We start from the raw sequence: 19,260 nt of genomic DNA on the forward strand, positions 1-19,260 counted from the left end.
GGAAGCATGCATCCACGATGCAAAAGGGTTCTCGATTTTTCATATTTCCTGGCGTTTCCAACTTAATGCGGCCGCCAGCGCCAGTGACGCGCCTATCGCCAATGAAGCCACTGCAAATCCAAGCTGCACGTCCTGAGCGCTTGCCCCATCAGGCGCGATCGCGCTGAATAGACCGCCGAACAAGGCGACGCTTACTGCGGCGCTGATCTGCAAGGTGGCGTTTACCAAGCCCGAGGCCAGCCCGGCCCAGCGTGTTTCCACATGGTCCACGTTCAAGCGCACGACCTCAGGAAGGGCGATGCCTTGCCCGGCGCCAATCAGAAACAAGGGCAACGCCAGCCACGACGATGCGCCGGCCAACGCCAGCGCTGCGACCATGACCAGACCGAGCACCTCCAGAACCATGCCAAACCCGGCGGTGCGTGAGCCCATTCGCCGAGCGATGTGCGGGCTGCACAGTGGGCCAAGGAAAAAGCCGATGCCAAGCGGCAGGATGGCCAGGCCGGCTGTCAACGCATCGTGGCCCAGGCCGGCGTGTTCGTACACGGCGAACACAAGGAAGAACGCGGCGAGCGCATAGAAGAGGAACGTTGATGCCAAACTGCGCCGCAACCCACGCACGGCCAGAAGCGATGGCAGAACCAGCGGAGTTCTGCCGGCGCTCTCCTCTGCCTTTTCGTACTGCCAGAAGAGCCATAACAACGGCATGCTCAACACCAGCGGCACGATGCCCCACCACGGCCAGTGATGTTGCTGCCCTTCGATAAGCGGAACCACGAGCGCCAGCAAGCCAATCGCCAGCAGCACCGCCCCCGGCACGTCCAAGCGTGGCGAACGTTCGGCGCGACTTTCACGCAGCAACATCATTGCAGCCGGAATGGCAAGGATGATGATGGGAAGGTTGATCAAAAAGACGCTGCGCCACCCCAGCCCCCATGGACTGGTCGAAATCAGCACGCCGCCGAGCAATTGACCGCCCACCGATGCCAAACCGAAGGTCGCGCCGTATCGACTCAACGCGCGATTCTTCTCGCTTGCCGGAAAGATGGCGTGTATCGATGCCAATGATTGCGGCGCCATGATCGCTGCCGATATCCCTTGCAGCAGCCGGCCGGCGACAAGCATGCCCGGCGACGGCGCCAGGCCGCAGAACGCCGACGCGACGCCAAAGCCGAGCATGCCAGCGATAAATACCCGCTTGCGGCCATAAAGATCACCCAGACGGCCGCCCAAGATCAGCGTGACGGCATAGGCGGCGGCATACACCGAGATCACCAGCTGCGAGACGTCGGAAGAAGCTTGCAGGTCCGTCCGTATGGCAGGCAGCGCCCCGTTGACGATGAAGAAGTCCAAAGGTGGCAGGAGGGTGCCAGTCAACAGGACGGCCAAGGCCAGCCAGCGACGGGGGTCAGGGGCTGCCGTTCCAGCGCCCCTTGCAGCGGCGCGTTCGGATGACGCAAATGCGGCGTCGAGCGCTCCTGCAACGTGCCGGGGTTCAGTATTCATATCTTGATGCTCCAAATCAGACGTGCCTGAGCGTGGACGCACATCTGGTTCGCACGGACATTCGCCATGGAGCGCATGATGATCTAAACAATATTGTTCGACCACTGACATTAATGTATATTTTTCGTACATTTTTGTACGTGCAGGATAGACATGGAATGGAACGATGTCCGCATCTTCCTGGCGGTCGCTCGCAGCGGATCCTTCGGCGAAGCCGCCCGGGCGCTGAACGTGAGCCATCCGACAGTGGGTCGCCGAATCAAAGTGCTTGAGGACGAAGCCAGGCAGGCGCTCTTCCGGAGAACAAAGGACGGCCTAGTGCTCACGGATGCCGGTGACACCGTGCGGACGCTGGCGGAGTCCATGGAGGATTCCGCGCTATCCATGGAAAGGCGTTTGACCGGCAACGACCAACGCCTTGAAGGCATCCTGCGAATTTCGTCAGCGGACTGGTTTGCCGGCTATGTCCTGGCGCCGGTCTTGGTCGAGTTGACACACCGCCATCCCGCTGTCGTGCCGGAAGTGATTGCCAGCCATCGCTTGCTCGATCTCTCTCGGCGGGAGGCCGACGTGGCCTTTCGCATCGTGCCTTTCAGCGAACCGGATATCGTTCAGCGCCGCCTGATGCGAATGTCATATGGGGTGTATGCGTCGGCGGCAACCGCCCAGGCCCTGCAGGACAATCCCGCATCCGTGGGCGTCATTCTGATGAACACCGCACAGTCGCATTTCCCCGACGTAGCTTGGGTGCTCGAGAGGTTTCCGCGCTGCCGACGCGCGTTCACAAGCACGAATCGTTCGGTCCAGGCGCAGATGTGCTTGAGGGGCGTGGGCATCGCGGTGCTGCCAAGGCCGCTTGGCGATGCAGTCTCCGGATTGCAGCGCCTCGATACGCCGGATCAACCTCCCACGCGGGATATATGGGTTGGCTACCACCACGACCTGCGGCACATGGACCGCTTGCGGGCGATGCTGGATATCGCCGACATGATGCTGTCGGATTCCGCGACTGTGGAACATTGACCGGCATGCTGCACAGGCCATGCCTGAGCGCAGGATCGGCGAATGCAAGCAGGGCTTTTAAAACGAAAAATCAAGGGGCGATCATCCGACGATCGGAGCGGAAACCGATCGCCCCTGGCGAGGGCGTTCAGGCGGTCAGGAAGCGCGTGACTTCGGCCCAATCGTTAGTCGACAGGGCGACGTCCTCGAAGTCGCCAGCTTCCTCGTCGTAGCGCGAAACGCAGAAGCGCTGGCTCCTGCCGGATTCGCGGTCGGCGTAGTTGGCGTAGTCGACATACACTTTCAATCCGCGCTCCTCATTCTCGAATGAAGGAGCGGCATCGATGTAGCTCGACGTATCGAAATACCCTTCGGGCAGGGGCGGCAGGGTTGTTACGTCGAAGTCGGGAAATTCGCGACGCAGTCGTTCAAGGTTCATAGGGAAAGCATGTGGAGGCTGGAGACCTGACATTTTACGTTGTTCAGGGTCAGCCGCCACGAAGCCCCCGGAAACAGAGTTTGCGTTGGCACTGCGCAAATTTGCGCGGTGCCATGCAAAGAGGATTGGCACCGCTTTCCCAACTGTACGGTGCGTTGGCGGAGGCGGGTAGCGCCCATGCCGGCGGCGGAAGTCCGCAGCACGAATAAGGGATAACCCTTAAGGGTAAAATGTACGAATAAAATTCCTACATAGCTGGGAATTTATATCGTTTTGAGGAATGCAGTCCGGGGCCTTGTAATGCGTGTTCGCTTAACGCCGTTCACGCATTTACCCAGCAGACTTCCTCATGAATCCCATCGGATACCGCATTCTTCCCCGTTCCGCCCCAGCCGTCTCCCCCGAGGTGTTGGCCGGTTTCGCCAGCATCGGCTCGGCCCAGATCAGCGATTGCATGAACCGCCTGTATGGCGTGGACGGGCTGCGTCCGCTGCATGCCTGCAACCAGCGCACGGTTGGCCTGGCGCTCACCGTCAAGACCCGTCCCGGCGATAACCTGATGATCCACAAGGCGATTTCGCTGGGTGGGGCGGGCGACGTGATCGTGGTGGACGGCGCCGGCGATACCAGCAATGCGCTGGTGGGCGAGCTGATGATGATGGACGCGCAGTCGCGCGGCATCGAAGGCTTTGTGATCGATGGCGCGGTGCGCGATCTGGATGTGTTCGCGCAGGGGCAGTTCGGCTGCTTCGCGCGCGCCGTGTCGCACAAGGGGCCGTATAAGGATGGTCCGGGCGAAATCAATGTGCCGGTGTCCGTGGGCGGCCAGGTGGTCAATCCGGGCGACGTGGTCGTGGGTGACGCCGACGGCGTGGTGGTGATCCCGGCGGAGCACGCCGAGGCGGTGCTGGCGCTGGCGCTGAAGAAGGAGGCCGACGAGGCCGTGGCGAAGGAGAAGCTGCGCGCGGGTACGTATACCAAGCCGTGGTTGGAGAAGACCATCGCCGAGAAGACGGGGGCCACGAAATGAGCATCGTCGCCGACCGCATCAAGCGCATCAAGCTGTCGCCCAGCGTGGCCGCGCGCGCGATCATCGCGGAACTGCGCGAGCAGGGCCGCCGCATTATCGATCTGACGATAGGCGAGCCGGATTTTTCCACGCCGGTGCACATCCGGCAGGCGGCGACCGCCGCCATGAACCGGGGCGAGACCAAGTATCCGCCGGCGCAGGGCACGGTGGCGCTGCGCCGCGCCGCCGCGCAGCACTTGCTGGAGGCCACGGGCGTGGAGTATCCGGTGGGGCGCATCATTGTCAGCACGGGCGCGAAGCAGGTGATTTTCAATGGGCTGGCGGCCACGCTGAACGACGGTGATGAGGTGTTGATCCCCGCGCCGTTCTGGGTGTCGTACCCGGACATGGTGCTGGTCAACGGCGGCGTGCCGGTCGCGGTGGAGACGACGCCGGCGACCGCCTATAAGGTGACGCCGGAGGCGCTGGAGCGGGCGATTACGCCGCGCACGAAATGGCTGATGATGAATGCGCCCAGCAATCCGACGGGTTCGGTCTACACTGCCGGCGAGCTGCGCGGGCTGGCCGAGGTTCTGGAACGCCATCCGCATGTCTGGCTGATGACGGACGATATCTATGCGCGCTTGAATTTCACCGACGAGCCGACGGTGCATCCGCTGCAGGTGGCGCCGTCGCTGGCGTCGCGCACGCTGGTGGTCAACGGCGTGTCCAAGGCCTACGCGATGACGGGCTGGCGCATCGGCTACGGCGCGGGTCCCGACGAACTGATCAAGGCCATGGCCATTCTTCAGTCGCAGAGCACGTCGGGCGCGTCGTCGGTCAGCCAGGCGGCTGCGCTGGAGGCGCTGTCGGGCCCGCAGGATTGCGTGGCGGAATTCGCCAAGGTGTTCCGCCAGCGACGCGATCTGGCGATTGCGGAGCTGTCGGGCACGCCGGGCCTGGATATCGTCGTGCCGCAGGGCGCGTTCTACGTGTTTCCGGATTGCTCGGGCCTGCTGGGCAAGAAGACGCCGGCCGGCGACGTGATCGCGACCGATACCGACCTGACGCATTACCTGCTGCGCGAGGCGGGCGTTGCCGTCATCGACGGCCATGCCTATGGCGCCCCGGGCACCTTCCGGCTGTCGTTCGCGGCTTCGCTGGACGATATCCGGCAGGGCTGCTCGGCCATCCGGGAAGCCTGCGCCAAGCTGGCCTGAGGCCGGCCGCGCATTCCATGAAGACGCCCCCCTCGGGGGGCACCATTACCAGTCTGTTCACCGCACAACAAGGGGAATCAACCATGAAACGCCAAACTCTCTACGCCGCCTGCCTGGGCCTGGCCTCGCTGGTCATGGGCGCCGCCGCCCAGGCCGACCAGTTGGATGACATCAAGGCGCGCGGCGAGCTGGTCTGCGGCACGCTGGGCACCTCGCAGCCGTTCAGTTTCCAGGACGGCGCCACGCGCCAGCTGGTGGGCTACGACGTGGACGTCTGCAAGCTGGTGGCGGACAAGCTGGGGGTCAAGATCAACTACAAGCTCCTGTCGGTGGCGGCGCGCGTGCCGGAACTGAACGAGGGGCGGGTGGACATCCTGGCCGCGAACCTGGGCTATTCGCCCGACCGCGCGCAGCAGATCGCGTTCAGCCACGCTTATTACGTCAGCCCGCAGAAACTGCTGGTCCGCAAGGATTCCGGGCTGGACACGATCGAATCGCTGAATGGCCGCCGTATCGGCGCCACCAAGGGGTCGAGCTCGGAGCGCGAGATCAAGCGCATCCTGGATAAATCGCAGGTGATCGGCTATGGCGACAGCTCGGCCACCTACCTGGCCCTGCAGCAGAAGAAGGTGGACGCGCAGTTCGCCTCCGAGCTGGTGCTGGTGCGCCTGGTGCTGCAAAGCCCGCCCACGGCGCCCGTCAGCGTGATCGCCAAGTCTGTGTTCGACGAGCCCTGGGGCCTGGGCGTGCGCAAGTCGGAGGCGCGTTTCCTGGAAGTGGTGAACCAGGCGCTGGACGAGGCGGAAAGCTCGGGCGCGGCGGCCAAGCTGTTCGATAAGTGGTTCGGCCCCGCAACGCCGTACAAGCTGGAGCGCGGCTTCAAGATCGGCCCCATCGCCGGCTGATTACCAGGGCCACGAGGCGGCCCGCCAGTCCCTCGTCACGGTTGCCGGCGCCGCGCACAGCGGTCCGCCGGCAACCGTGACGTTGGCCGTGGGCCGCGCGCAAGCAGGAGATTTATCGTTCTATGGACTTACTTGACGCTACCCAATACCAGCAGCTGTTGAGCGGCATGGTGGTCACGGTGCAGCTGTTCCTGGTCGCCTGGATCATGGCGTTCGCCATCGCGGTGACGCTGGTGGTGGTGCGCGCCACCAATCTGGCGCCGTGCCGCTGGCTGGTGGACGCCTATGTGGAATACCACCGCAACGTGCCGTTGCTGGTGCAGGTGCTGTTCTGGTACTTCGGCATGCCCGAGCTGCTGCCGGAGGGCTTCCGCCTGTGGCTGTACCAGCACAACGCGGAAATGTCGCTGGCGGCGATCGCGCTGGCGCTGGGGTCGGCCGCCTATATCGCGGAAGACATACGCAGCGGGCTGCGCGCCATTCCGTTTACGCAGTTCGAGGCGGCGCGGGCGCTGGGCGCCAGCTATCTGCAATGCATGCGTTTCGTGATCGTGCCGCAGGCGGTGCGGATTTCGATTCCGCCGCTGGTGGGCCGCGCGCTGCTGCTGTTCAAGAACACCAGCGTGGCGATGGCGATCGGCGTGATGGAGCTGACCTACCAAGCCCGCGAAATCGAAAACGAGACCTACCGCACCTTCGCCACCTTTGGCGCAGCCACGATCATGTATCTGTTGGGATCTTTCCTGATCATGTTCATCGGATCGCGCATCTATGACCGCTACCGCCTGAACCGGGGAGGCCGCAATGCTTGACGTCCTCTCGCAATATTGGCCCACGCTGCTGGTGGGCCAATACCCCAATGGCCCGCTGGGCGGGCTGGCGCTCACGCTGATCCTGGCCGCCTGCGGCCTGGCGCTGTCCTTGCCGCTGGCGCTGCTCATCGCGCTGGCCCGGGTAAGCCCGTATGGCTGGCTCCGCGCGGCCAGCAAGACGCTGGTCAACGTGGTGCGCGGCATGCCGCTGCTGATGCTGATCTTCTGGGCGTACTTCGTGGTGCCCAAGCTGACGGGGCAGGTGGTCAGCGGCTTCTGGACGCTGATCGCGGCGCTGGTGGTCTATGAAAGCGCCTATCTGTCGGAGGTGATCCGCTCGGGGATCGAGGCGGTGCCGCGTGGCCAGATCGAGGCTTCGCGCTCGCTGGGCGTGGGCTACTGGACCACGATGCGCCGGGTTGTGCTGCCGCAGGCGCTGTTCAACGTGCTGCCCAGCATGACCAGCCAGTTCGTCTCCACCATCAAGGAGACTTCGCTGGGCTATGTCATCAGTGTCAACGAGCTGACCTTCGCGGCCAACCAGGTCAACAACCTGGTGCTGACCAAGCCGCTGCAGGTCTTCGGCATCCTGGCCATCATTTATTTCCTGGTGTGCTTCAGCCTGAGCCGCGGCCTGAGCTGGCTGGACCTGCGCATCCGCCGTTCGCGCGCCATGGCCTAGGGTGCACAGGCCCTCAAGGAACAAAACATGATCAATCTTGAAAAAGTAAACAAGTGGTACGGCGAGCACCACGTGCTGAAGGACGTGGATCTTTCGGTGGCGCGCGGCGAGGTGCTGGTGGTGTGCGGCCCTTCGGGCTCGGGCAAGTCCACCATGATCCGGACGATCAACCGCCTGGAGCCCATCGAGAAGGGGCGCATCCGCATCGACGGCGCGGACATTTACGCCAAGGGTTCGAACCTGAACGCGCTGCGCCAGAAGATCGGCTTCGTGTTCCAGCAGTTCAATCTGTTTCCGCACATGAGCGTGCTGGACAACGTCATCTTCGCGCCGGTCAACATCCGCAAGCAGCCGCGCAAGGAGGCCACGGAGCTGGCGCGCAGCCTGCTCGCGCGCGTCGGCCTAGAGCACAAGATCGACGCCTATCCGGGTTCGCTGTCGGGCGGCCAGCAACAGCGCGTGGCGATTGCCCGGGCGCTGGCCCTGCAACCGCCGGTGATGCTGTTCGACGAGCCCACCAGCGCGCTCGATCCGGAAATGGTGGGCGAGGTGCTGCAGGTGATGAAGGGCCTGGCCAAGGACGGCATGACGATGGTGTGCGTGACCCACGAGATGGGTTTCGCGCGCGACGTCTGCGACCGGGTCGTGTTCATGGACGGCGGCGAGATCCTGGAGGCGGACACGCCCGAGCGTTTCTTCAGCGCGCCGTCCCATCCGCGCGCGCAGCGTTTCCTGGCCGACATCCTGCATCCGCGCGGCTGAGCGGCCGCGGATGATGCGGCGGCGATGTTAATGTGAGGGTTTCCATGCGTTTCGCATCGACCGCCGCGATGTACACCCTCAAACAGCTAGAGGCCTTTTACTGGAGCTCCGAACTGGGCAGCTTCAGCGCGTCTTCCCGCAAGCTGCACACCACGCAGTCGGCGGTGGCCAAGCGGGTGGGGGAACTGGAGGCCTTCGCGGGCTCGCCGCTGTTCGAGCGCCGCGCCAGGAAGCTGATCATGACGCCGCAGGGGCGCAAGCTCTTCGAGCTCGCGCGCGAGATGCTCGACCTGAACAGCCGCATCGTCCAGAACATGGCGGACCCGGCCAGCTTCGAAGGGGTGGTGCGCCTGGGCGTGACGGAGCTGGTGGGCATGACCTGGCTGGCGCGGCTGATCAACCAGATCAGCCTGCGCTATCCCCGCGTGCAGCTGATGCCGGAGATCGACGGCGGCATCACACTGTACGAAAGGCTGGAGCAGGACGAACTGGACCTGGCCATCATGCCGGGGCCGTTCTGGGGCTACCAGTACGATTGCGTGCACCTGGGCGCGGTCACCAACGTCTGGATGGCCAGCCCGGCGTTGGACATCGATTTCTCCGCCCGCCTGACCCCGCAGGACCTGGCGCCGTATCCGGTGATTTCGCAGCCTACCAATTCAGCCTTGTCGCATCTGTATGACGCCTGGTTCGCGGAACAGGGCCTGCCGGTCAAGCGCGTGCTGACGTGCAACAGCCTGGGAATGATGGCCCAGCTGACGATGCTGGGCCTGGGCATCAGCTACCTGCCGGGCGCATACTTCGCGCCGCTGGTTGCGCGGGGCGCCCTGTGTCAGCTCGATGTGCAGCCCGACCTGCCCACGATCAACTACTACGCGGTGCACAAGAAGAACATCGTCAACCCGGTCGTGTCCCGGGTGATCGATATCGCGCGCGAGGAATGCGCCTTCGAGGTGGCGGGGGCCTTCGTGCCCCATGTGCCGCCGGCGGCCAGGCCGCCCGGGGCGTAGCCGAAGGGCCGGCAGCGAGCGCCGGCCGTTGCGGGGATCAGCCGCAGCGGATCGCGGTCATCACGTCCTTGTCGTCCACGATCAGGTTGAGGCGGGTGGCGTTGTATTCCATGGTTACCAGCTGGCCCGGGCGCAGCATGCGGGCCGTGCTGCTGCCGCTGCGGGTGCGCAGGTCTTCCATGACGGACGGGGTGGCTTTCTGGCCGATCTGCGATTGCAGCGCCGCGGCGTCGCAAGTCTTGCCGCCGCCATAGCCGGACGCGCTGGACAGGCCGGACGAGGAGCCGGTGCCGGCATCGGAGGACGAGGACGACGCGCTGGAAGAGCTGGAGGCCGGGGCGCTGGACGAACGCGGCGCGCCGGTGTTGGCGCAGGCGGTCAGGCTGGCGACCAGCAGGAATGGGATCAGCTTGCGGATCATGTAAAGCTCCTTACAACAACGCGTCAAAAAAGCCATGATAGACCAGCCTCGCCGCCCTGTGAGCGGGGGGCGGGACCGGCTGGCGGCCGTTCCCGCCATGGGCGGCGCGAGCGCGATATTTGCGTTGACACCATAGTTTCACGAATATATATTGATGAAACTATAGTTTCATAAGCGCTCCATCATGACATCGACGTTGCAGGAACGCATTCTTGCGCAGCAGGACAGCTTCACCGAGAGCGAGCAGCGGCTCGCCTATGTGACCCTGGAATGCCTGGGCAATATCGCGGCCTATTCGGGCGCCGAGCTGGCGCAGAAGGCGGGCGTGTCCAAGGCCACGGCGGGCCGGTTCTTCCGGCGGCTGGGCTACGAGAATTTCAATGAGGTGCGGGCCCAGGCGCGCGACGAGTCCGATCGCGGGTCGCCGCTATACGAAATGGCCGGCGTGCGGCCGCCGGACGCCACCGGCGATGCGCTTGCCGCCCATCTGGCCACCGACCTGCAGAACCTGGCGCAGACCTTCGAAAGGCTGGACAGCCGTGATGTCGAGCGCGCGGTGGAGCTGTTCGCCGGCGCGCGCCGCATCTGCATTGCCGGTTTTCGGAACGGCCGGGTGCTGGCGCAATACGCCTGGGCGCTGCTGACGCAGTTGCGCGACGGGATCGCGCTGGTGCCGGGCGCCGGCTTGAACCTGGCCGAGGACCTGGCCGACCTGGGCGCCGACGATGTGCTGCTGGTGATGGACTTCCGCCGCCGGGTCACCTTGCTCAAGCCCATCGTCGAACATGCGAATCGCGTCGGCGCCAAGGTGGTGGTGCTGACCGACCCCACCGCGACCGAACTGCCGGCCCGTTCCGACCTGGTCCTGCGCTGCGTCAACAGCGGGGCGGCGGTGTTCGATTCCTACGTCGCCGCCACCAGCCTGATCAACCATTTGTGCTCGGCCCTGGCGCGCAAGCTCGGGCCGGCCGCGCGCGAACGCCTGCAGAACATCGAACGTCTGCACGAACACTACGGCGACTTGCATCGCTGAATTTCAAGAGGAGACTGACTTGAACCCCACGATTCCGAACGTCCGGCTGCAATACGCGCCGAATCCCGCCTTCGAGCCCGCGGCGCCTTACGGGCAACGGCAGCTCGACGTGCTGGGCGGCGCGGCCTACGAGCGCGCGCAGGCCCAGATCCGCCGCTGGCCGGGCTACCGGCCCACGCCGCTGCGCGACCTGTCCGGGCTGGCGCGGGCGGCCGGCGTGGCGGGCATCCGCTACAAGGACGAAGGAGGCCGCTTCGGCCTGGGCAGCTTCAAGGCGCTGGGCGGGGCCTACGCGGTCAGCCGCCAGTTGCTGCGCGAGTTGTCGGCGCGGCTGGGCCGCGACGATCTGTCGGTCGACGACCTGCTGTCCGGCAAATACCGCGAGTTGACGCAAACCATGACGGTGACCTGCGCGACCGACGGCAACCATGGCCGCTCGGTGGCGTGGGGCGCGCAACGCTTCGGCTGCCAGTGCGTGATCTATATCCATGCAACCGTCAGCGAGGGCCGCAAGCGCGCGATCGAGCAGTACGGCGCGCAGGTCGTGCGCACGCCGGGCAACTACGATGATTCCGTGCGGCAGGCGGCCGAGGACGCGGCGCGGCTGGGGCGCTACGTGGTGTCGGACACCTCCTATCCCGGCTATATGGAAGTGCCCAAGGACGTGATGCAGGGGTACGCGGTGATGGCCGACGAAGCGCTGCGGCAGTGGCGCGAGGCCGGCGAGGGCGAGCTGCCGACCCACGTGTTCCTGCAGGGCGGCGTGGGCGGGCTGGCCGCCGCGGTATGCGCGCATTTCTGGGAGCAGCTGGGAGCGCGCCGCCCGCGCTTCGTCGTGGTGGAGCCAGACAAGGCGGCCTGCCTGTACGAGAGCGCCCGCGCCGGCAAGCCGGTGGCGGTGCATGGCGATCTGGACACGGTAATGGCTGGGCTGGCCTGCGGCGAGGTGTCCTTGCTGGCCTGGGAGGTGCTGCACCCGGGTGCGCAGGCCTTCCTCACGGTCGATGACGAGGCCGCGCTGGAAACCGTGCGCCTGCTGGCCAGCGGCAAGTATGGCGACGCGCCCATCGTGGCGGGCGAGTCGGCGGTGGCGGGGCTGACTGGCTGCCTGGCGGCGCTGGCCGATCCGGCCGCGCGCGACGCGCTGGGCCTGGACGCAGGCAGCCGGGTGCTGGTGTTCGGCAGCGAAGGCGCGACCGACCCCGAACTCTATCAGCGCATCGTCGGCAAAAGCGCCGCCGAAGTCGAAGCCGCCGCCGAGGCCGCGGCATGACTGGGGCCGCGCTGGAAACAGGTCTTGCGGCGGTGCGCATCGATGGGGCCCGCCTGCTTGGGCGCATCGCCGATCTGGCGCAGGTCGGCGCCATCGAGGGCGGGGGCGTGTGCCGGCTGGCGCTGACCGATGCCGACCGCCTCGGGCGCGACCTGGTCGTGCGCTGGATGCGCGAACTTGGCCTGGCCGTGACGATAGACGGGATCGGCAACGTGGTCGGCGTGCGCGCCGGCCTGGAAGCCGGCCCGCCGGTGATGACGGGCTCGCACATCGATACGGTGCGCACGGGCGGCCGCTACGACGGCAACCTGGGCGTGCTGGCCGGGCTGGAGGTGATCGCGGCGCTGAACGATGCCGGCGTCGTGACGCGGCGGCCGGTGGCGGTGGCTTTCTTCACGAACGAGGAAGGCGCGCGCTTCGCGCCCGACATGATGGGCAGCCTGGTGTTCCAGGGCGGCCTGCCGCTGGCCGATGCGCTGGCCACGGTCGGCATAGACGGCACCTCGGTGGCGGAAAACCTGGCCCGCATCGGCTATGCCGGCACGGCGCCCACGGGCAACAACCGCGTCCATGCCTTCGTGGAACTGCACGTGGAGCAGGGGCCGGTGCTGGAGCACGAGGATTACACCATCGGCGCGGTGACGGGCGTGCAGGGCATCCATTGGATCGAGTTCACAGTGCGGGGGGTGTCCAACCATGCCGGCACCACGCCGATGGGCTTGCGCCACGATGCGGGCATCGTCGCCGCCCGCATCGCGTGCTACGCCCGCGACCTGACGCGTGAAATGGGCGGCGGGCAGTTGGCGACGGTGGGCCAGGTCAACCTGTTTCCCAATCTGATCAACGTGATCCCCAACCGCGCGACGTTCACGCTGGACCTGCGCAACACCGACGGCGCGGCCTTGCAGGAGGCGATCGCGCGCTGCATGGAATTTGCGGCGCGGGCCGCGGCGCAGGAGGGCGTGGAGCTGGCTCACCGGGTGTTGGCCGACTTCGAGCCGGTTGCGTTCGACGAGGCCATCGTCGGCCGCGTCGAGGCGATCGCCCGGCAGCGCGGCCATCGCGTGCGGCGCCTGCCCAGCGGCGCGGGCCACGATGCCCAGATGCTGGCGCGCATGTGCCCGACGGGCATGGTGTTCGTGCCCAGCGTGGGCGGGCTGTCGCACAACGTCGCGGAATTCACGCATGACCACGATATCGAGGCGGGCGCCGGCGTGCTGCTGGAACTGATGCTCGAACTCGCAGAACAATGAAACCGTAGGAGATTCAACATGTCACGCATCATCAATGTCGCGGCCGCGCAGCTCGGGCCGATCCAGCGCAGCGACACGCGCCGCGACGTCGTCGAGCGGCTGCTCGCCCACCTGCGCCAGGCGCACACCATGGGCTGCCAGCTGGTCGTATTCCCGGAACTGGCGCTGACGACCTTCTTTCCTCGCTGGTACATGGAGGATCCGGCCGAGATCGAAGCCTTCTACGAAAGCCAGATGCCGGGACCGGAGACCCGTGTGCTGTTCGACACCGCGCGCAAGCTGGGCATAGGCTTTTACCTGGGCTATGCGGAGCTGGCCGTCGAGGGCGGGGTGAAGCGCCGCTTCAATACGTCCATCCTGGTGGGCCAGGACGGCGAGATCATCGGCAAGTACCGCAAGGTGCATCTGCCTGGCCATGCCGGGCACGAACCGTGGCGCGCCTTCCAGCACCTGGAAAAACACTATTTCGAGCCGGGCGCATCGTTCGATGTGTGGCGCGGCTTTGGTGGCGTGATGGGCATGGCGCTGTGCAATGACCGCCGCTGGTCGGAGACCTACCGCGTCATGGGCCTGCAAGGGGCGGAGATGATCCTGCTGGGCTACAACACGCCGGTCCACAATCCGCCCGCCCCGGAGCATGACGACCTGTCCATGTTCCACAACCACCTGGTCATGCAGGCCGGCGCCTATCAGAACGGCACCTGGGTGGTGGGCGTGGCCAAGGCCGGCAAGGAAGAGGGCTGCGAAATGATCGGCGGCAGCTGCATCATCGCGCCGTCGGGCGAGATCGTGGCCGCCTGCTCGACCAAGGGCGACGAGCTGGCGATCGCGCGCTGCGACCTGGACCTCTGCCTGTCGTACAAGAACACCACTTTCAATTTCGAGCGGCACCGGCGTCCCGAAGCCTACGGCTTGATCACGGAACGCAGAGGTGCGGTGGAACCCGCGCCGGAGGCGGCGATAACCGCCTGACCTGCGGCGCGGCCAGCGCGGCCGGTCGTTAGACCGTCCGCATAACCGGCCCGGACGTTTCCTTCCCATAAAAACAGCATGCGGGCGCCCCGAGCGCCTGCAGGGGAGCGTTCGGCCTGAAAATACAGACCCCAAGGTGAAAATATGGACCAGTCAGTCGAGAGCATCGCGGCGCCTCCGGTTGCCGTAGACAAGGATCCCGTGGCGGCGCGGGACAATGCGCTGTACCGGAAGGTGGCGTGGCGGTTGCTGCCGTTTTTGATGGTGTGCTACATCGCGGCCTTCCTGGACCGCGTGAACGTCGGCTTCGCCAAGCTGCAGATGCTGGACGACCTGAAGTTCAGCGAAACGGTGTACGGGCTGGGCGCGGGCATTTTCTTCATCGGCTACTTCCTGTTCGAGGTGCCGAGCAACGTGCTGATGCACCGCATCGGCGCGAAGAAGACGCTGGCGCGCATCATGATCCTGTGGGGCCTCATCTCGGCCGCCATGGCGCTGACGCAGACGCCGACGCAGTTCTACATCCTGCGTTTCCTGTTGGGGGCGGCCGAGGCGGGCTTCTATCCGGGCATCATCCTGTACCTGACCTATTGGTTCCCGTCGAACCGGCGGGGCCAGATCGTGGCCGTGTTCATGACGGCGGTGCCGTTCGCCGGCATCCTGGGCGGGCCGCTGTCGGGCTGGGTCATGGAGGCTTTCCATGACACGCACGGCATGGCCGGCTGGCAGTGGATGTTCATCATCGAGGCGATTCCTTCGGTGCTGCTGGGCCTGGCGGTGTTCTGGTATCTGGACGACCGCATCGACGACGCGCGCTGGCTGTCGCCCACGGAAAAGGCGCGGCTGAGCCACAACCTGCTGAGCGAAAAGACCGCCAAGACCGAGCACGTGTCGATGCTGCGGCTGCTGAAGGACCGGCGGGTCGTGCACATGGCGCTGATCTGCTATTGCACGGTGTCCAGCCTGTCGGGCCTGGCGTTCTGGGTCCCCTCGGTGATCCGTTCCACCGGCGTGGTGTCGCTGCTGGACATCGGCCTGCTGACAGCGGTGCCCAATGTGTGCGCGGTGATTTCCATGGTCTTGGTGTGCCGCCATTCGGACGCGACCCGCGAACGCCGCTGGCACATGATCGTGCCGTTCCTGGTGGGCGGGGCGGGCCTGACGCTGAGCACGCTGTTCAGCCACAACCCGACGCTGGCGGTGGCCATGCTGTCGGTGGCGGCGGCCGGCTGCATGGTGTGCTCGCCCCTGTTCTGGAGCCTGCCGACGGCCTTCCTGGAAGGCAGGAGCGCAGCGGCGGGCATCGCCGGCATCAATTCGTTCGCCGGCCTGGCGGCCTTCGTCAGCCCTTATGCCATCGGCTGGATCAAGGACCTGACCGGCTCCACAGACTGGGGCATGTACTTCCTGGCCAGTTTCACGCTGATCGGGGCGGTGCTGGTGTATCGCGTGCCCAAGGACCTGGTGAACCGGTAGGCGCGGCCTTTCCCTATCGGCGGGCGCCCAGCGCCCGCCGCCTTTGCGAGGAATGATGATGAGTTTGGACGTAGTGGCGCTGACACAGGCGATGGTGCGCATCCCCAGCCTTTCAGGCCGGGAAGGCGGCATGGCAGCCCTGATGGCCGAGACCATGCGCGCAGCCGGCTTCGACTCGGTCACGACCGACGCCAATGGCTCGGTGCTGGGCCTGATCGGGCCGGGGGACGCGGACGTGGCCTTGCTCTTTGACGGGCACATGGACGTGGTTCCCGTGACGGGGGACTGGCGTTTCGACCCGTTCGGCGGCGAGATCCGCGGCGGCCGGCTGTACGGGCGCGGCAGCACCGACATGAAGGGCGGCATCGCGGCGGCGATCTGCGGCGTCGCGGAGGCCGCGCAGGCAGGCTTGAAGCGCCGCGTGGCCGTGTCGGCCAGCGTGCTGGAGGAAGTCATCGAGGGCCATGCGCTGGCCTCGGTGCTCGACGCCTGCTCGCCGCGGGCGGTGGTGATCTGCGAGCCCTCGAAACTCCAGATCAAGGCCGGGCAGAAGGGGCGGGTGGAGCTGCTGCTGACCTTCCACGGCAAGCCGGCGCACGCCGCCACGCCGCACATCGGCGTCAATCCGCTGCACGCGGCGGCGCGGGCGCTGACCGCGCTGGAAAGCTTGCCGCTGCCAAGCGACGAGGCGCTGGGGCAGGCGCTGCTGGTGCCGACCGACATCGTGTCGCATCCCTATCCGTCGATCTCCATGATTCCGCTCACGGCGACGATACGGTTCGACCGGCGCACCGTGTCGGGCGAAAGCCTGGAGGACGTGCTGGCGCAGATACGGGCGCACCTGGCCAGCCACGGGCTATCCGATTTCACGCTGGCGGTAAGCGAGGGCCGGGTGGAAACCTACACCGGCCAGCACGCCACGCCGCCGCGCTGGCTGCCGGGATGGCGCTGCGATGCGGACGCGGAGCTGCTGCGGGCCGCGCGCGAGGCGGTGGGCGCCAGCGGCAGGGAGCCGCGGGTGGGCAGCTGGGCGTTCTGCACCAATGGCTCGGAGTCCGCGGGGCGCCGCGGCATCCCGACGATAGGATTGGGGCCGGGCAACGAAGAGGACGCCCACACGATCGACGAATCCATCGCGCTGGAGCAACTGGAGGGCGCCCGCGACATCTACCGCAACCTGGTGCGCGCGGTCTGCGGCTGAGGCGCCTGCATGCCGGGCAGACGCGCCAGCCGATCGGCCAGGAAGTCGATCAGCAGGCGCGCCCGCAGCGGCTGGTAGCGGCGCGACGGGTAGACCAGGAAGGCTTCCTGCGGCGTGGCGTTCCATTTGGGCAGCACGCGCAGCAACTGCCCGCCGGCCACCAGGTCCTGCACCAGCCAGGCGGGGCATAGCCCGATGCCCGCGCCCATGGCCAGGCTTTCCCGGATGGCCAGGGCATTGTTCACACGGAAGCGCCCCTGCGTCTGGACCGTGGCGCGGGTGGCGCCCTGGTGCAGTTCCAGGGTGTCGCCGGCGGCCAGCCATGCGAAGCACACGTAGTCGTGGGCGGCCAGGTCTCGCGGCGCGCGCGGCTTGCCGCGCTCGGCCAGATACGAGGGCGCGGCCACCAGGTAGCGGGGCGACTGCGCCGCCCTGCGGGCGATGGCGTTGGGCGGCAGGTTGCCGCCCAGCCGCAAGGCCACGTCCACGCCTTCTTCCACCAGGTCCACGTAGCGGTCGTTCAGGATCAGCTCGACCTGGATATCGGGGTGCTCGTCCAGGAACTGCCGGACCAGGGCGTTCAGCCGGAACTGGCCCAGCGCCACCGGGGCGTTGATGCGCAGGAACCCGGCCGGCTTTTCGGTCTGGCCGCGGACATCGGCCACGGCTTCGGAGTATTCCTCCAGCACCCGGGTGGCGCGTTCGTAGAAGCGCTTGCCTTGCTCCGTGGGCACGACGCGCGTGGTGCTGCGTTCCAGCAGCCGCACGTTCAGGTCCTTTTCCAGCGCGGCGACGATCTTGCTCAGGGCGGGCTGGCTCAGGCCCTGTTCGCGCGCGGCGGCCGACAGGGTCCCCAGTTCCACAGCGCGGACGAAGGAGCGCATAGCGCGCAGGGTGTCCATGGTCATTCCTTTTTGGAAGAAGCTGTATGCAGTTTACGGTGCTACCGGTGGAATCGTGAAGAACCTATCGTGACGTCACTGTCTTACTTTCAGGAGTCGTCATGAACCGCCGCTTCACCTTGCTTGCCCTGGCTTCGTCCGCCGTATTGTCCCTGTCCGCCGCCGCGGCCCGGCCCGCCGTCCAGGCTGGCTCCCCGCTACCCGCCTGGGCCGCTTCCTGGTTCGCCAGCCCGCAGCCTCTGTGGGAAGACTCCTTCGTGCTGCCTACGGGCATGCCCGCCGAACTGCATGGCCAGACCCTGCGCGAAACGCTCATGCTCAGCCTGGGCGGCCGGCGCCTGAGGGTGGTGCTGTCCAACCGCTACGGCACGCGGCCGCTGGTGATCGGCGCGGCCCATGTGGCGCTGTCCGCCGGCGGCGCGGCGATAGACCAGCGCTCCGATCGGGCGCTGGCGTTCGGCGGCCGCCCCGGCGTGACCGTGGCGCCCGGGGCGCAGGCGGTCAGCGACCCGGTGGAGCTGGCCGTGCCCGCCCTGGGCGAGCTGGCCGTCAGCACGTATTTCCCCGGCGCCACGCCCGTCACGACCTTCCACTGGGGCGCACAGCAGAGCGGGGCGCTGGTTTCCGGCGACGCGGTCGCGGCGGCGGACCTGCCCGGCGCAGAGGCGCTGGAAGGCCGGGCCTTCCTGGTGGGCGTGTGGGTGGAGCGCCCCGCGCCCGCGCCGGTGGTGGCGGCCTTCGGCGATTCGCTGACCGACGGCAACGGATCCACGCCCGGGGCGAACCGCCGCTGGCCGGACTTCCTGGCCCGCCGCCTGGCGCCGCAAGGCGTGGGCGTGGTGAACGCCGGGATTTCGGGCGCGCGCGTCTGGGGCGACAAGATGGGCGTGAACGCGATGGCGCGCTTCGACGCGGACGTGTTGTCGCAGCCCGGCGTGCGCACGGTGGTGATGATGATGGGCATCAACGACATCGGCTGGCCGGACAGCGCCTTCGCGCCAGACGACGCTCCCATGACGGCGGCCCGGCTGGCCGAGGGCTACCGCCAACTGACGGAGGCCGCGCGCGCGCGCGGCGTGCGCATCGTGGGAGGCACCATCGCGCCGTTTGAAGGCTCGCTGCACGGCACGCCGCTGTCGGGCCACTACAGCCCGGCGAAGGACGCGGTGCGGCTTGAGGTGAACCGCTGGATCCGCGAGAGCGGCGCGTTCGATGCGGTGGTGGATTTCGACGCGGTGCTGCGCGATCCCGCCCATCCCGCGCGCCTGCTGCCGGCCTACGATTCGGGCGACCATCTGCACCCCAGCGACGCAGGCTACCAGGCCATGGCGCAGGCGCTGGACCTGGCGACGCTGTTCGGCCGTTGAGCGGCGGGCGGCCGC

19 protein-coding genes are annotated in these 19,260 nt (G+C 66.6%); 15 read left to right on the plus strand and 4 right to left on the minus strand.

Annotation, left to right across the window (positions count from 1 at the left end; all coding sequences use genetic code 11):
* Positions 1-39 precede the first annotated feature (39 nt).
* Entirely contained in the window at positions 40-1,506 is a 1,467-nt protein-coding gene (locus JL37_RS26520) for an MFS transporter (protein WP_081955221.1), read from the minus strand.
* Positions 1,507-1,659: 153 nt separating this feature from the next.
* Here JL37_RS26520 and JL37_RS26525 point away from each other — a divergent pair, with 153 nt between their 5' ends.
* Positions 1,660-2,529 carry a LysR family transcriptional regulator gene (locus tag JL37_RS26525; protein WP_043547991.1) on the plus strand — a complete coding sequence of 290 codons (870 nt, stop codon included), beginning with the start codon at positions 1,660-1,662 and terminating at the stop codon, positions 2,527-2,529.
* 127 nt (positions 2,530-2,656) lie between these two features.
* Here the strand turns inward: JL37_RS26525 and JL37_RS26530 are convergent, their stop codons facing one another.
* Positions 2,657-2,947: a hypothetical protein gene (locus tag JL37_RS26530; protein WP_043547992.1), complete on the minus strand. Its 291-nt coding sequence runs from the start codon at positions 2,945-2,947 to the stop codon at positions 2,657-2,659.
* Positions 2,948-3,296: 349 nt separating this feature from the next.
* On the opposite strand from JL37_RS26530, the gene JL37_RS26535 reads away from it, so the two are divergent.
* From JL37_RS26535 to JL37_RS26565, 7 genes are all read left to right on the plus strand, one after another.
* Complete coding sequence (locus JL37_RS26535) at positions 3,297-3,977, plus strand: RraA family protein (protein ID WP_043547993.1); 681 nt, start codon at positions 3,297-3,299, stop codon at positions 3,975-3,977.
* The gene (locus tag JL37_RS26540; protein WP_043547994.1) at positions 3,974-5,176 is read left to right on the plus strand and encodes an aminotransferase class I/II-fold pyridoxal phosphate-dependent enzyme; all 1,203 of its coding nucleotides are present in this window, start codon (positions 3,974-3,976) and stop codon (positions 5,174-5,176) included. The genes JL37_RS26535 and JL37_RS26540 overlap by 4 nt, the downstream gene beginning before the upstream one ends.
* 83 nt (positions 5,177-5,259) lie before the next feature.
* The gene (locus JL37_RS26545; protein WP_043547995.1) at positions 5,260-6,081 is read left to right on the plus strand and encodes an ABC transporter substrate-binding protein; all 822 of its coding nucleotides are present in this window, start codon (positions 5,260-5,262) and stop codon (positions 6,079-6,081) included.
* A 122-nt stretch (positions 6,082-6,203) separates the two neighbouring features.
* Complete coding sequence (locus JL37_RS26550) at positions 6,204-6,893, plus strand: amino acid ABC transporter permease (protein ID WP_043547996.1); 690 nt, start codon at positions 6,204-6,206, stop codon at positions 6,891-6,893.
* Positions 6,886-7,575, plus strand: a complete 690-nt coding sequence (locus JL37_RS26555; protein WP_043547997.1) for an amino acid ABC transporter permease — start codon at positions 6,886-6,888, stop codon at positions 7,573-7,575. Before JL37_RS26550 ends, JL37_RS26555 begins: the two co-directional genes overlap by 8 nt.
* Before the next feature lie 27 nt (positions 7,576-7,602).
* Entirely contained in the window at positions 7,603-8,337 is a 735-nt protein-coding gene (locus tag JL37_RS26560; protein ID WP_043547998.1) for an amino acid ABC transporter ATP-binding protein, read from the plus strand.
* Between the two features lie 44 nt (positions 8,338-8,381).
* Positions 8,382-9,347: a LysR family transcriptional regulator gene (locus JL37_RS26565; RefSeq protein ID WP_043548000.1), complete on the plus strand. Its 966-nt coding sequence runs from the start codon at positions 8,382-8,384 to the stop codon at positions 9,345-9,347.
* 37 nt (positions 9,348-9,384) lie between these two features.
* Here JL37_RS26565 and JL37_RS26570 read toward each other — a convergent pair whose 3' ends face one another.
* Positions 9,385-9,768, minus strand: a complete 384-nt coding sequence (locus JL37_RS26570) for an I78 family peptidase inhibitor (RefSeq protein WP_043548001.1) — start codon at positions 9,766-9,768, stop codon at positions 9,385-9,387.
* Positions 9,769-9,952: 184 nt separating this feature from the next.
* On the opposite strand from JL37_RS26570, the gene JL37_RS26575 reads away from it, so the two are divergent.
* From JL37_RS26575 to JL37_RS26600, 6 genes are all read left to right on the plus strand, one after another.
* On the plus strand, positions 9,953-10,801 hold the full coding sequence (locus JL37_RS26575; RefSeq protein ID WP_043548002.1) for a MurR/RpiR family transcriptional regulator: 849 nt from the start codon (positions 9,953-9,955) through the stop codon (positions 10,799-10,801).
* 19 nt (positions 10,802-10,820) lie between these two features.
* Complete coding sequence (locus JL37_RS26580) at positions 10,821-12,074, plus strand: diaminopropionate ammonia-lyase (protein WP_043548003.1); 1,254 nt, start codon at positions 10,821-10,823, stop codon at positions 12,072-12,074.
* Positions 12,071-13,327, plus strand: a complete 1,257-nt coding sequence (locus tag JL37_RS26585; RefSeq protein ID WP_043548004.1) for a M20 family metallo-hydrolase — start codon at positions 12,071-12,073, stop codon at positions 13,325-13,327. Before JL37_RS26580 ends, JL37_RS26585 begins: the two co-directional genes overlap by 4 nt.
* An 18-nt stretch (positions 13,328-13,345) precedes the next feature.
* Positions 13,346-14,299 carry an N-carbamoyl-D-amino-acid hydrolase gene (locus JL37_RS26590; protein WP_043548005.1) on the plus strand — a complete coding sequence of 318 codons (954 nt, stop codon included), beginning with the start codon at positions 13,346-13,348 and terminating at the stop codon, positions 14,297-14,299.
* Between the two features lie 144 nt (positions 14,300-14,443).
* Positions 14,444-15,775 carry an MFS transporter gene (locus JL37_RS26595; protein WP_043548006.1) on the plus strand — a complete coding sequence of 444 codons (1,332 nt, stop codon included), beginning with the start codon at positions 14,444-14,446 and terminating at the stop codon, positions 15,773-15,775.
* A 58-nt stretch (positions 15,776-15,833) separates the two neighbouring features.
* Positions 15,834-16,976, plus strand: a complete 1,143-nt coding sequence (locus JL37_RS26600; protein WP_043548007.1) for a YgeY family selenium metabolism-linked hydrolase — start codon at positions 15,834-15,836, stop codon at positions 16,974-16,976.
* Here JL37_RS26600 and JL37_RS26605 read toward each other — a convergent pair.
* The gene (locus tag JL37_RS26605) at positions 16,943-17,878 is read right to left on the minus strand and encodes a LysR family transcriptional regulator (RefSeq protein ID WP_043548008.1); all 936 of its coding nucleotides are present in this window, start codon (positions 17,876-17,878) and stop codon (positions 16,943-16,945) included. The genes JL37_RS26600 and JL37_RS26605 overlap by 34 nt on opposite strands.
* Positions 17,879-17,979: 101 nt before the next feature.
* Here JL37_RS26605 and JL37_RS26610 point away from each other — a divergent pair, with 101 nt between their 5' ends.
* The gene (locus JL37_RS26610; RefSeq protein WP_043548009.1) at positions 17,980-19,245 is read left to right on the plus strand and encodes an SGNH/GDSL hydrolase family protein; all 1,266 of its coding nucleotides are present in this window, start codon (positions 17,980-17,982) and stop codon (positions 19,243-19,245) included.
* Positions 19,246-19,260 lie beyond the last annotated feature (15 nt).

Source organism: Achromobacter sp. RTa, from assembly GCF_000757485.1.
Lineage (GTDB): Bacteria > Pseudomonadota > Gammaproteobacteria > Burkholderiales > Burkholderiaceae_B > Achromobacter.